General features: G+C 64.1%; 10 protein-coding genes. 7 read left to right on the forward strand and 3 right to left on the reverse strand.

Translation table 11 applies throughout. The features are described from left to right. Window positions 1-118: 118 nt before the first annotated feature. On the reverse strand, window positions 119-1,582 hold the full coding sequence (locus tag C7I87_RS04165; RefSeq protein ID WP_149903010.1) for a phospholipase D-like domain-containing protein: 1,464 nt from the start codon (window positions 1,580-1,582) through the stop codon (window positions 119-121). A 323-nt stretch (window positions 1,583-1,905) separates the two neighbouring features. On the opposite strand from C7I87_RS04165, the gene C7I87_RS04170 reads away from it, so the two are divergent. The 7 genes from C7I87_RS04170 to C7I87_RS04205 all read left to right on the forward strand — a co-directional run bounded on the left by C7I87_RS04170 (window position 1,906) and on the right by C7I87_RS04205 (window position 10,721). After that, entirely contained in the window at window positions 1,906-2,094 is a 189-nt protein-coding gene (locus C7I87_RS04170) for a hypothetical protein (protein WP_188393723.1), read from the forward strand. A gap of 547 nt (window positions 2,095-2,641) precedes the next feature. Further along, entirely contained in the window at window positions 2,642-3,160 is a 519-nt protein-coding gene (locus C7I87_RS04180; RefSeq protein ID WP_246696180.1) for an AraC family transcriptional regulator, read from the forward strand. 197 nt (window positions 3,161-3,357) lie between these two features. Further along, the gene (locus C7I87_RS04185; protein WP_149903012.1) at window positions 3,358-8,250 is read left to right on the forward strand and encodes a beta strand repeat-containing protein; all 4,893 of its coding nucleotides are present in this window, start codon (window positions 3,358-3,360) and stop codon (window positions 8,248-8,250) included. 91 nt (window positions 8,251-8,341) lie between these two features. Continuing rightward, the gene (locus C7I87_RS04190) at window positions 8,342-8,890 is read left to right on the forward strand and encodes an invasion associated locus B family protein (protein WP_149903167.1); all 549 of its coding nucleotides are present in this window, start codon (window positions 8,342-8,344) and stop codon (window positions 8,888-8,890) included. 13 nt (window positions 8,891-8,903) lie between these two features. Further along, window positions 8,904-9,596, forward strand: a complete 693-nt coding sequence (locus C7I87_RS04195; protein WP_149903013.1) for a hypothetical protein — start codon at window positions 8,904-8,906, stop codon at window positions 9,594-9,596. 46 nt (window positions 9,597-9,642) lie between these two features. Further along, entirely contained in the window at window positions 9,643-10,104 is a 462-nt protein-coding gene (locus C7I87_RS04200) for a DUF4189 domain-containing protein (protein ID WP_149903168.1), read from the forward strand. Between the two features lie 68 nt (window positions 10,105-10,172). Continuing rightward, complete coding sequence (locus C7I87_RS04205; RefSeq protein ID WP_149903014.1) at window positions 10,173-10,721, forward strand: invasion associated locus B family protein; 549 nt, start codon at window positions 10,173-10,175, stop codon at window positions 10,719-10,721. A 58-nt stretch (window positions 10,722-10,779) separates the two neighbouring features. Here the strand turns inward: C7I87_RS04205 and C7I87_RS04210 are convergent, their stop codons facing one another. Continuing rightward, the gene (locus C7I87_RS04210; RefSeq protein ID WP_246696181.1) at window positions 10,780-12,336 is read right to left on the reverse strand and encodes a GMC family oxidoreductase; all 1,557 of its coding nucleotides are present in this window, start codon (window positions 12,334-12,336) and stop codon (window positions 10,780-10,782) included. Window positions 12,337-12,497: 161 nt separating this feature from the next. Continuing rightward, window positions 12,498-13,199, reverse strand: coding sequence for a GntR family transcriptional regulator (locus tag C7I87_RS04215; RefSeq protein ID WP_246696182.1), 702 nt, complete (start codon window positions 13,197-13,199; stop codon window positions 12,498-12,500). Window position 13,200 lies beyond the last annotated feature (1 nt).

Consider the following 13,200-nt stretch of genomic DNA (forward strand, 5'->3'; position numbering starts at 1 on the left):
GCGCCCGTCATCCTTGATGTTCTCACCATGCACCTAGAAATAGAGTCTTTCGGCCGATGTTCCATGGTTGGCGACACGCTATCTGGCAAACACGTCGTTTTGTTAAAGGCAGAGTTTCTCAGAGATAGGGCGATCCTAGCCAGAGGATGCGGTCGAACAGGCGGATGATGAACGGCCGGTCCCGCAAGGAGACCAGCGTAACAGGAACGGCCGTTTCGATCGCCGATCCGATCCGGGTCTCGATCTCGGTGGCAAAGCCGGCGTCGAGGACCTCCAGATCGATCTCGAAGTTGAGCCGCAACGAGCGGGCGTCGAGGTTGGATGACCCGACATAGGCCCACACGCCGTCGATCGAAAGGAGCTTGGAATGGTCGAAGGGTCCTTCCGTGCGCCATATGCGGCAATAATTCTTCAGGATCTGGTCGAATTGGGCCGTCATGGCGCGGTCGACAAGGAAGAGGTTGTTCACCGCCGGCACCACGACATCGATCTCGACACCGCGCCTGGCCGCGGTAATCAAGGCACTGATCAGTTCCCGGTCCGGCAGGAAATAGGGCGACATCAGCCGGATCGACTTGCGCGCGACCGAGAAGGCACCGATCAGCAGTTTGTGGTTGGTTTCGTTGCTGGCGTCCGGACCGGATGCGACCGCACGCACCAGCATTTGCTGGCCGGCGGGCGGTGAAACCGGTGTGATCCGCCAGGCATCGCCCTTCAGCGGCTCTTTGGTGGCGAAGCGCCAGTCTTCCGCGGCGACCGAGAAGAGATCGGCGACAACAGGCCCGGTGACCCGAAAATGCGTATCCTTGGCGCTGTTCGACCCGGCGAACTCCGCGGAAAAACCCTTGCGGATGTTCATGCCGCCGGTAAAGGCGACCGTGCCGTCGACAACCAGGATCTTGCGGTGGGTCCGCAGGTTGGCGTAGGGCAAGCGCAGGCCCATGACGATGTTGCCGTTGAAGACATCCGCCGTGATGTTGGCCCTGCGCAGGTGTCCCAGGATGCTGGGGACGGAGTAGCGGGCGCCCACGGCATCGATCAACACACGGACGGTGACGCCGCGCCGGACAGCGCCGGCCAGCGCTTCGACGAAAAGCAGGCCGACGGCGTCATTGTCGAAAATATAGGTCTCGAGCAGGACGCTGCGCTCGGCCCCGTCGATCGCCGCGCACATGGCGGGGTAGGCCTCGTCGCCGCTCTCCAGCACGTCGATTGCATTTCCCGGGTTGAGCGCGCGCCGTGCCACCCTGTCGCCCAGCGTCCGGAGGCCGGTGAACCGCTGGCCATAGCGCTCGATGATCAACGCCTCTTCGGCGGCGACGTCGCGCTCGTGCTTGGCCGACACCAGGCCTTCGGCAAGCGGGCGCTGTGCGCTGATCGTGGCGCGGCGGATGCGGTTGATGCCGGCCACGGCGTAGATCAGCACGCCGAGGATCGGCGACAGCACCATGATGCCGACCCAGCCGGTGGCGGCGCGGACGTCCTCCTTGGTCATGACGGCATGGGCAATGCCGATGGTCGCCATCACCACCGAGATGATCGCCAGTATTTGGGGCCAGGGAATCACCAGGGTCTCGAACATTGCCGGGACTATCCAGTGAGCGCCCGCAGAAGGCAATGCAGTCGGCGATGTCCACATCCGCCCATTGGGCGCGTGGCACTGCCGGGTCTTCTCGGTGGGTGCGAAAACGGTCGGCGCGCGGTTATTTGAGCAAGTCAACCAGGACGCTGAAAGCGGCGTCCACCCCCTTATCCCCGGGGAGCATAAAGCCCGTGTGGTCCGGCGTGGCCCCGTGCTGTTTTGGTCCTCTAGGGCTTCCTGTACTTTGATACTGCATCCATTGTATATCAGAGGGAATGCAATTGCCGATGTAACACTTCGGCTGAAGGCGAGGGGGGCGCCGATTGATGACGTTCAACTTCGAAGGGCCGGGCGACGGCGATATGTCGGCCGAATGCCAGGACCAGTTGCTGCCTCTCATCAATGAGATCGTCCAGGCGGCGGCGGCTGCCGGCTGGAACAGGGACGACGTTCTTCTGGCCTTCGTGGAACTCGCCTGGGACCTGTACGAGAACCGGCGCGGTGATCTCTAGCGGCGAGATGCTGGCTCCGTACGTGGCTTTCAGCCTCCATCAGTGGTGACGAGAAGACAGAATCGCGTGACCGCGTGTCATGACCGATTGGCGAAACTCTGGGATGGCGAAGGCCTCGCGCCGAGCGAAAATGAAACGCTTGCCGACGCTTCTTTCTTTCTTTCTCGAATAAAGATTTTTCTTTGCGCGTGGGAGTTCTTCCCAAGCCAAGACGCGTGCGTTACGCTGTCTTCGGGTCGGGGAAAGGGGATTTGAGGCGGCGTCGAGACGGCTGAGGCAGCGCGAATGAAACATGCGGGCGAGGCTCGGGAAAGCGGCGTTTCCCGAGGCATCGATTGGGAGCGGACGGCCCGATACGTCCTGGACATAATTCCTGAAAGTGCCGGTTCGCGAAGGGCCACCGCGCAAGGAAGCGTGATCTATTCCGTTGGCGGACCAGGTTCGCGGACATTGCTGGCCAGGGAACATCCGTAGGGGGGTGCTCGTGCCATGCAGCCTGCGTATTGTTCGCCGTCCGAACGGATCGACCGCATGAACGGGCCTGACGATGCAGGGCCGCGCGATCAATCACGAATTGTTTTTCGGGGGAACGGTGAAGGAGGCCTCGGGTTTGGACTTCATCCGCGACGTATCAGGAGGTGGAAAAATGCCGGGCGATGATGGTTTACCCGGGTCGGTTTCCGGACACAATTCCGCCCGGCAACCGGCGCTCAACGCAAAAGGCGGGCTTTCTCCCCACGGTGCACGCAAGGTGCAAGACTTCCTGCACGAGAACCTCACGCGCAAGCTGACGCTTGCCGAGATGGCCGCGGTGTGCGCGCTTTCGCCCTCTCACTTCGTGCGGGCGTTCGCCAGGACGTTCGGCGTGCCGCCGCATCAATATGTTCTCGACCTGCGGCTGGACCTCGCCGAAAGGCTGCTTGCCGACAACCGCATTACGATCGCCGACATCGCTCATTCCTGCGGATTTTCAAGCCAAAGCCATTTTACCACGATGATGAAGAAATACCGGCAGGTGACGCCATTGCAGGCGCGCGTTGGCAAGCTTAACGCCAAGGTTAGATGAGGCGCTGCTCGCGACATTGTTTGATTACTTGGTTTTAAAGCACTGGCTAAGGTAACGAGCCATTAACCTCTGCCCGGTTGCTCGGCTCTTTTCTGACAAGACAGCAATATCGTGAAATACCGCAAGCGGGAATCATGTCTTCCTGTCGTGGATTGGAATTGTCAGACGATTCCATGCCGGCCAGCGGAGAGGGCACCATGACCGACAATCAGATTTCGAGCGGCTCGCTTCTTGTGCAGCGCCGCGCGGCGCATTTCGCAGGGCATTGGATCGCGGGGGCCGACACTCGCTCCCGCTCGGCTCGGCGCCGCCTGATGGCCGTGCTGCGCATGGCCCATTGCGTGCTCGGGATGGGACGCAAGCGCCTGGGTCTGGGGACGCTTGGAACCGGTGGGGTGCTTGGGGCGCTGGTTGCCATCACAGGAGTAATAGCCCCGCAAGCGGCTTTCGCGCAGGTTGTCATCGGTAACGGGGTTCTGACCAACGTCGCGAACTGCACGAGTCCCTCTGCAGGAGGGCAAAGCACTGCGATCGGATGCGGCAGCACCGCCCCCGGCTCCGCTTCAACCGCCATCGGGGCTGGCGCCCATGTGAATGGGAATAACGGCGTGGCGTTGGGCACCAGTATCACCGCAACAGGCGATGCTTCGATTGCCATCGGCTATACCATGAGTGCCACTGGCCTCAACGCCATAGGCATAGGTGTCTTCGCGAACGCCAACGGCGTCAATGCTCTTGCCGTAGGCGGGAACGCTCGCGCTCTCGTGGATGGAGCATCGGCCTTTGGTGTCAACAGCACCGCAAACGGGGCGAACGCCGTCGCGCTGGGTTCAACGGCCAGCGCTTCGGGTGGTGCCTCGGTGGCGATTGGATTGTCGTCCAACGCCTCATCTTCAAACGGTTCCGCCATAGCCATGGGGGTCGGTGCTAAGGCAAACGCTGGAACGGGCGGCGGTTCTCCCGTTGCCATTGGCACGAATGCCAATGCAAGCGGCACCGCTCCTGCCGGCTTCACGTTCGAGGCCGTTGCGCTTGGCACAGCCGCAGCCTCAACGGGGGCATGGTCGGCCGCCGTAGGTTCGAGCTCTTCCGCGACCGGGACTGGAGCCAGCGCGTTCGGAACGTCCGCCACAGCCTCGGCGAACCAGTCCACGGCAATCGGCAACGGGGCAGCCGCCTCCGGTATCGGAACCACGGCCCTAGGTTACCTGGCCAAAGCCGCCGGGACGAATGCCGTTTCGATTGGCAACCAGGCCAGCGCCGGGGGGTTGAACTCGCAAGCGCTCGGCAACGTCGCCAATGCTTCGGGCAACTTCGCGCTGGCGCTTGGCAATCAGGCGGTGTCGAGCGGAGTGGGCTCCGTCGCGGCGGGTTCGGGAGCCCAGGCCACGGGCGTCTCGACCACGGCGCTTGGCAATAACGCCGCAGCGACTGCCGCGAACGCTAGCGCGCTGGGCTTGGGCGCCACTGCGGGCGGTGTAGACGGCACGGCGATCGGCAAGCAAGCCAATGCGAGCGCGCAGGATGCCATAGCCCTGGGCACCACCTCAATTGCAAGTGGCACCGCCAGCACAGCGGTTGGTAACGTCGCCGTTGCCGGCGGCGCAAACGCCTCCTCGTTCGGGTCCGGAGCAAATGCGGCTGGAGACAATTCTCTCGCCGCCGGCGTCAGCGCCAACGCCGGCGGAAGCGCCAGCACCGCTCTCGGCATCGGGACCGTAGCCAGCGCCGACAATTCCACTGCCGTCGGACGTGAATCCCGCGCCACCGGACTCAACAGTACCGCGCTCGGCCGCGGCGCCCAAAGCAGCGCCCTGAACTCAATCTCTCTCGGCGCTGGGACGAGGGCGTCCGGAATAGGCGCCGTCTATGTCGGCTCAAGCACTTTTGCAACGAGCGCCAGTGGAGACAACGCCATCGGCATCGGCACGGACGTGACGGCATCTGACGACGACGCCATTGCAATGGGGCGCGAAAGCCAGGCGACGGCAACCAACGCCATCGCGGTCGGTCTACAGTCCGCTGCGCTCTCCGCCGACTCCGTCGCCATCGGCTCGGGCGCGACCGCCGATGGCGGCAAGGCCGTTGCCATCGGCGCCGGCAATATAGCCTATGGCGACGGCGCGGTCTCCATCGGCGATCCGAGCTATGCCAGCGGCACCGGTGCCTTCACCGGCGGCGCCAACAACATCGCCAACAGCGACGGCACGGCAAGCGCCACGGCCGGGAACATGGCTGCGGGCGCAGTCGCCATCGGCAACAACAACAAGGCGATCGGACAGGGCTCCGTGGCGCTCGGCAATGGTTCCACGGCGGGCGCCGCCGGTCTTGCGGGCAACGTCGCACTCGGCGATGGCGCGACAGCGGCGGCAAGCTCCGGCGATGTGGCGCTTGGCTCGGGCTCGACGACCGTCGCGGCGGTAAGTACGGCCAGTGCTGTGATCAACGGCACGACCTATGCCTTCCAAGGCACCGCGCCGACCTCGACGGTCAGCATCGGCGCGCCCGGCGCGGAGCGCACGCTCACCAATCTGGCGGCGGGGCGGATCAGCGCGCTCTCGACTGACGCTATCAACGGTTCTCAGCTCTTCGCCACCAACCAGGCGGTCGACGCCATCGGCGCCACGCTCAACAACATCAATGTCGGCGGCGGCATCAAGTATTTCCACGCCAATTCGATCTTGGCGGATTCACAGGCCCTTGGAACGGATTCTGTCGCCGTCGGCCCGAACGCCGTGGCCAACAATGCCGGCGACGTCGCGATCGGCCTCAATTCGGCGTCGGGCGTGACGACCGCCGTCGGCGGCACGACGATCGGCGGCGTCAACTACACCTTCGCCGGCGGCACGCCGGCCGGCGCCTTCTCGGTCGGATCGGCCGGGGCCGCGCGGCAGATCCAGAATGTTGCGGCCGGGCAATTGAACGGCGGATCGACCGACGCCGTCAACGGCTCGCAGCTCTTCGCCACCAACCAGCAGGTGACGCAGAACACCACCGACATAGCCGCCATCGGCGGCAACATCACCAATCTCGGCAACACGATCAACAATATCGCCGGCGACACCTCGACCGCCTATACCGACGCCAATGGCGTGGGCATTCGCTACGCCCGCACCAACGAGACCGGATTGGCTCAAACCGATTCCTTCGCGCAAGGTGTCGGCTCCACCGCTGTCGGTTACCAGGCGACCGCGACCGGCGTCAGCGCGCTGGCACTCGGCCGTGACAGCCAGGCCAGCATCGACGGCGGCGTGGCCCTTGGGTCCGGTTCGGTCTCCGATCGGCCGCTCGCTCCCGCCACCGGGCAACTCCCCGCCGGGTCGACAATTATCGAATACAACACCACCGACAAGACGCTGCTTGGCGCCGTGTCGGTCGGCACCTCCACCTCCTACCGGCAGATCACCAATGTCGCCGACGGCACGCAGGAGCAGGACGCCGTGACGGTGCGCCAGCTGCAGGGGGCGATCGCCTCCGTCTCGGTGACGTCGACCAAATACTTCCATGCCAATTCGACAGCCGGCGACTCGCTCGCGGTGGGCGCCGAGTCGGTCGCGGTTGGTCCAACGACCGTCGTGAACGGCGACAACGGCGTCGGCATCGGCAATGGCGCCATCGTCGACCAGACGGCGCCCGGCGGCACGGCCATCGGCCAGAACGCCCATGTCATGCTGGCCGACGGCATTGCGCTCGGCACCAATTCGACCGCCGCCGGCATCCAGTCGGTGGCACTCGGCGCGGGGTCCCAGAGCACGTTCGCCAATAGCGTCGCGCTGGGTGCCCAATCCATCACGACGGTTGGAGCGCAGGCCAACTACACAGGCTTTGCCTTGACCGCCCCGCAGACCTCGGTCGGTGAGGTGTCAATCGGCGCCGCCGGGGCGGAGCGCAAGCTCACCAATGTCGCGGCTGGCTCGGCCAATACCGACGCCGTCAACGTCTCGCAGCTGCGCGGCGTGTCGCAGAACGTTTCCAACCTGTTCGGCGGCGGTACCACGGTCAATCCGGACGGCTCGATCACCGGTCCGACCTATACCATCCAGGGCAACAACTACTCGACCGTCTACGACGGCTTCACGGCCGTCAACAATGCGCTGACCAACATCAACAATGGCGGCGGCATCAAGTATTTCCACGCCAATTCGACGCTGGCCGACTCCACCGCCAGCGGCACCGACAGCGTCGCGATCGGGCCGGCCAGCGTGGCGAGCGGCACCGACAGCCTGGCCGCGGGCCATGGTTCGACAGCCGCGGGGCAAGGCGCAGTGGCGCTCGGCCAGGGCGCAAAGGCCAACAACGCCAGCGATGTGGCGCTCGGTTCGGGTTCGGTGTCGCAGACCGCGGTCGGCACGTCTAGCACCACCATCAACGGCAAGACCTACGCCTTTGCCGGGACCACCCCGACCGGAACCGTCAGCGTCGGCGACGCCGGCTCCGAGCGAACGATCACCAATGTTGCCGCCGGACGCGTTTCTTCTGGCAGCACCGATGCGATCAACGGGTCGCAGCTCTACGCCACCAACACGGCGATCGAGGATCTGACCAAGACGATTGGCGGCATCGGCGGCACCGTCCAAAACACCGTGCAATACGACACCGTCACCAATCCGGACGGATCGACGACCAAGACCAACAAGATAACGCTGCAGGGCGGCGACCCGAATGCGCCTGTCGTCATCTCCAATGTCGGCCCCGGCGTTGCCGGCACCGACGCGGTCAACGTCAACCAGCTGAACCTGAACCTGGCTCAGAGCAAGACCTATACCGACCAGGTAGCGGTCACGACGTTGCAGCAGGCCAACAATTATACCGACCAGAAGTTCAGCCAGCTCAATTCCGACATCAGTGGCATCAGGGATGAAGCCCGGCAGGCGGCGGCAATCGGATTGGCGGCGGCATCGCTGCGCTATGACGACCGTCCCGGCAAGCTGAGCGTGGCGGCCGGCGGTGGCTTCTGGCGGGATTCGAGCGCCTTTGCCTTCGGTGCGGGCTACACCAGCGAGGACGGCCGCATCCGTGGCAATGTGTCCGGCACGGCGGCCGGTGGAAATGTCGGTGTCGGCGCCGGGCTGAGCTTCACCTTGAACTGAGGCGGGCAGCAGGGCGGCAATGAACAGGCGAACCGGCCATGACAGGCTAGACGCGAATCCGGGAAATCCGTTTGGTTTTCCCGGATTTGCCATAGCATTCCTGACCTGCCTGGCGCTTGCCGGCGGGCTGGCGCCGGCTGCCGGGCAGGTGGCTTCGCCCTACAGGATCAAGCCCTCCGACGTGATCGTGCCTCCCGATGTAAAGCTCGGACAATACCAGCGCACCATCCGCCCCTTCGAGAACTGGACGCTGATCTGCGACGAGAACCTCAAGGCGCGCAAGAAGGTCTGCAACGTCTCGCAGGTGATCGAGGACGGCGCCGGCAAGATGGCGTTCAGCTGGTCGCTCGCCGCCACCCAGGACGGCAAGCCCTACATGATCCTGCGCACCGCGCCGAACGCCAGGAGCGATGGGCTGGTGTCGCTGAAGTTCGATGGGCGTGCCGAGCCGATCGACGTGCATCTGAATGGCTGCAACGAAATGGTCTGCGTCGGCATGCTGCCGGTGGGACCCCTGATGCGCCAGGAGATAGCGCAGAAGGCAACGCCGGCGATTTCCTACCCGACCGTCGATGGCCAGACCATTACCGTCATCGCAACGCTCAAGGGGCTGTCCGAGGCCCTTGCGCCAGTCAAATAACCGAGGCAGCACCGTGAGCCAGCAAGACCCGTTCATCTCCGCGACGCGCAGCAATCCGACCGTCGAGCCGGACCGGCGACGGGTCGCCGAGCCGGACCGCAAGAGGACCGTCGAGCCGCCGCGGCGGTGGCTGCGGGTCGTCGGATTCTCGCTGCTGGGGCTAGTCATGATGGGCATTGGCTTTGCCGGCGCGAACTATGCCGCGATCGCCGGCCTTGCCGGCAGCCCGACGGCCGCACAGGCCGAGGCGGCCGCCGCTCCCGCGCTGCCGGACTCGCCCTTCCTCCAGCACGTCAAGCAGGCCGGCGTGCAGGCTTGCTCGACCGTCTATCCGGTGCTCGGACAACTTTTGACGACCGGCACGAAATACAGCGTCAAATCCCTGTGGAACGAGCAGGCCGCCGACAAGCACGCCGTCCAGGCCTTTGTAGGCATGGACTATGCCACGGACCGTTACAGCGGGCCGGCGGCCGGCGTGGTCTTCGCATCGCCCACCGCTTCGGGCTGCGAGGGCGCGATGGTGCGGGTGGCGCCGTTCGCCAGTCCGTGCGCGGACATTCCGTCCATTCTTCCGCAAGGCAGCAAGATCACGGATCATCTCGGACAGGTCGAAGTGTACGAGCTTGGCGGCAGCACGGGCGAAGCCCTTCTGCTGCCGACGGGCAACACATGCGTGGTGATTTCCATCGCATCGGCGGCCAAGTGAGGATGTCAGGCGAATGGGCGAGGCGCCCTGGAAAGGATTGCGGACCATGAAATCGCGACGTTTGACAGTCTTGTGCATGGCCTTGCTGTGGAGCGGGCAGGTGGTCTCCGCCGATCTGGCGGAGCCGTCCGAGCCGCCACAGGAGGAGAAAGGCATCTGGGCGGCAATCGCCTACTCCCAGACCGATACCAAGTACGGCTTCTTCTGGGGCGCCGACAAGCGGCAGGAAGCGAAGGACATAGCGCAGAAATATTGCGAGAATGCCGGCGGAAGGGCCTGCAATGTCGTGGCCGTGTTCCGCAATCACCGCCATTGGACGGACGACGACGAGACCGGATTTCCCTACAAGCATTGCGGCGCGCTCGCCGTGGCCGACAAAGTGGAGCACCGGTTCACTCCGTGGGGCGTGAACTCGGCCGAGACCCGCCGGGAAGCTGAGGACCTCGCCCTGCAGGCCTGCGAGGCAGGGGGGATTCAATGCAAGATCCGCGAATGGGTCTGTACGTGACAGTAACCACGGACTCTCGAAGCCGATATTTTGGGCATTGCCCGGCACCGAAGAGAAGGCCGCATTCATTGGTTCGTAGACATTTTTCGCTGAAGGCAGCCGCCATCTGCGCGGCTGCCTTCTCCGTTTCGGTACCGGCTGCTTTCGCCCAACAGCAGCAAGCGGCGTCGCTTCCGAACGGCGCATCGTCGCTCCAGGAAACCTATCAGGACTGGCAGCTGGCCTGCAGCATGCAGGACAATGCCCGGGTCTGCACGGTCACGCAGGACCAGACGCAGAAAAACGGCCAGAGGCTTCTGGCCGTGGAACTGCGCGTGGGGCAGAAGGGCGGATTGGCCGGAACCTTGCTGCTGCCCTTCGGCATCCTGTTCGATCCCGGCGTGGCGGCACAGGTCGACGACCAGCCGCCCGTCGGACCGTTGAAGTTCAGGACCTGCCTGCCGAATGGATGCGTGGCGCTGTTTCCGGTCGACCGGGCGCTGACGCAGAAACTCAAGGCAGGCACCGAGCTCAAGCTCAACGTCACCACCGCGGCCGAGACCCCGCTGAGTTTTCCGGTGTCGCTGAAAGGCCTTGGCGCAGCCCTTGATCGCATGGTCGCGCTCAGCGCACGTTGAGGTGCAAGGGAACAGCGCCCGGGCCTTGTCGCCAGGGTACGGGCGCGCAGCCCTCGGATCAAGACAGCAGGATTTTCCGGCGAGCGAAGGTCTCGGCGATCGCGAGAACCGCGGCGTGTATAGGTCCCGCGGTGAGGCTGGGCATGATCGACGCGTCAACGACAAAGAGATTGTCGAGCGCCTTGAGCCGTAGATCCGCATCGACGACGGCGTTCGGGTCCTTGCCCATCCTGCAGGTGCCACAGGGATGGTGGTGTGTGATGACCGACTGCGCGATGAAGTCGTCCATTTCAGCCGCACTGTTCAGGCTGCCTGGTAGGAGCTCGCGCTCTCGCCAGCCGGCGAGTTCATCTCGATGTCCGATTGTCCGGGCTGCCTCCAGCGCCTGGCGAAACAGCGCCCGATCCCGACCGGTTTGCAAGTACGCGGGGTCGATGATCAATCGATCGTCGAGTTCCGGCCCGCTTATGCGCACGCTGCCGCGGCTCGTCGGATGGGTGATCCCGAACAGCAACGAATATGCAGTGCCGGCGGCAGGCGCCTGAAAGCGTTCGGACACGATCGGCGCGATGCCGCAACCAACGACAATTTCGGGCTGAGCGGCACCGGTGAACCCGTCGGCGCGCATGTAGGCCATCGATTCCGAGTGCTGGAGGCGCGATGGCGGAACGGGCTTGCGGGCCGCATAAAGGTTGCCTGCACCAAGCAGGTGATCCTGAAGGTTTCCGCCGACTTCCGGCATATCGATCAGGCAGCCGACGCCCGCGGCGTCGAGCACATCGCGCGGACCGATGCCCGAGCGCATCAGCAAAGCCGGGCTTTCCAGCGCGCCGGCGCAAAGCACGATTTGATCCGCAAGGATTTGGACCGGACCCTGCTGCCCCACGACCTCGAGGCTGCGGACCTGATTGCCCTCCAGCTTGAGCCGCCGCACCCGCGATCCCATGAGAATGGTCAGGTTCTTGCGGCTTCGAACAGCCGGCGTCAGCCAGGCGTCGGCCGCCGTGACCCGCCGCCCGTCTCGAATGTTCAACGAGTTCGGAGTGACGCCGATCATCTGTCCACTGTTGTGACCTTCAAGACGCGGCAGGCCGAGGGAAGCGCCGGCTTCGATGAAGGCGCGTGCGACCGGACTTACCTCGTCGGCTGGCAGATGCACCGGCATCGGCCCGCCCTTGCCGTAAAGGCCGTTGCCACCGAGCGGGTGATCTTCGATCGCCTGAAACGCGGGCAGCAATTCATCCCAGCTCCATCTATTATCGCCGATCGCGTCGACCCATGCCTGGAAGTCCAGGGGATGGCCACGCATGTAGCCCATCGCGTGCAGGCAACTCGAGCCGCCGATCAACCGCCCGCGCGCCCAATGATGTGGCCGGCCCGCGGTTCCGGCTTGCAGCTCCGTGCGATAGTCCCAATCGTAGCTGCGCCCTTGAAGCGCCGGCCAGGCGGCGGGGTTCCAGATGTCGGGGTCCGCCGCCTCTTCGCCTGCTTCGATCAGCAAGACGCTGCGGGTCTGATCCTCGCTCAGTCGCGCTGCAAGCAAAGTGCCAGCCGAGCCGCCGCCGACGATGACGATATCGGCACTCGGTTCGCGCTCAACAGCCGCCTTGGTCATCGCCACTCCATATTGCATATGCTGGCTTCGGTCGCGGGCATGTCCGGCGCTAACAGGGCAAAACCCCGGCGTGCCGATCTCAGTCGGGTGGATATCTGGTCCGATACGCCATGAAGGATTTCGAGACTTCAGACGGGGGGATAACCGCCCGCCGAGAAAACCTAAATCGCGCTGTCCATGGACATCTTCGCTGCCGCTTTCGCCTTCAACAGGTGATTTTTCGAGGCTTTGCGGGCGGCCTTCTCGTCGCCGGCGGCGATGGATTCGAATATCTCCTTCATCTCCGCCAGGCTGCTTTGCGCTCTGCCTTCCAATGACATCGACCGTCCTCGAAAGAAGCTGATCCTGGCAACCAGGCCACGATGGACTTCCTCGAGGATCGGATTCCCGCAATTGGCGAGTATGATCGAATAGAAGTCCGCGGCGGTCATGACCTGCGCCAGGCTGTCATTGCTGGATGCCGCCTCCTCGAATGCCGAGAGAGATTTCTCGAGTTCACGCAACTGCTCCGGGGAAATTCTCGACGCGCATCGTCCCGCCGCCTCGACTTCCAGCAACTCTCGAACCTCGTAGATGGCTGTTGCCACCTCCCACGAAAGTGACGGTATCGACGGTCCGCGGTTGGGTACGATCTCGATCAGGCGCTCGGCCTCGAGACTGCGCAAAGCCTCCCTTAGCGAAGGGCGACTGATGCCGAGTTGCGTGCACAGCTGACTCTCGATGAGGCGGCTTCCCGGCTGGAACAATCCGGAGAAGATGGCGAGCCGTAACTTGTCGACGGTCTCCCGTTGCACCGTCCGTGGCGAAATTCGCAAATTCAAATCTGGAGGCATCTCTAAACGTCTCATGGGTTTGAGTCGCAAT

It is taken from the genome of Mesorhizobium sp. SARCC-RB16n (assembly GCF_008520305.1).
Taxonomy (GTDB): domain Bacteria; phylum Pseudomonadota; class Alphaproteobacteria; order Rhizobiales; family Rhizobiaceae; genus Mesorhizobium.

Coding starts and splice junctions, on each gene's coding strand:
- C7I87_RS04165 (WP_149903010.1), bottom strand. CDS start 1,582: ATGTTCGAGACCCTGGTGATTCCCTGGCCCCAAATACTGGCGATCATC.
- C7I87_RS04180 (WP_246696180.1), top strand. CDS start 2,642: ATGCAGGGCCGCGCGATCAATCACGAATTGTTTTTCGGGGGAACGGTG.
- C7I87_RS04185 (WP_149903012.1), top strand. CDS start 3,358: ATGACCGACAATCAGATTTCGAGCGGCTCGCTTCTTGTGCAGCGCCGC.
- C7I87_RS04200 (WP_149903168.1), top strand. CDS start 9,643: ATGAAATCGCGACGTTTGACAGTCTTGTGCATGGCCTTGCTGTGGAGC.
- C7I87_RS04210 (WP_246696181.1), bottom strand. CDS start 12,336: ATGACCAAGGCGGCTGTTGAGCGCGAACCGAGTGCCGATATCGTCATC.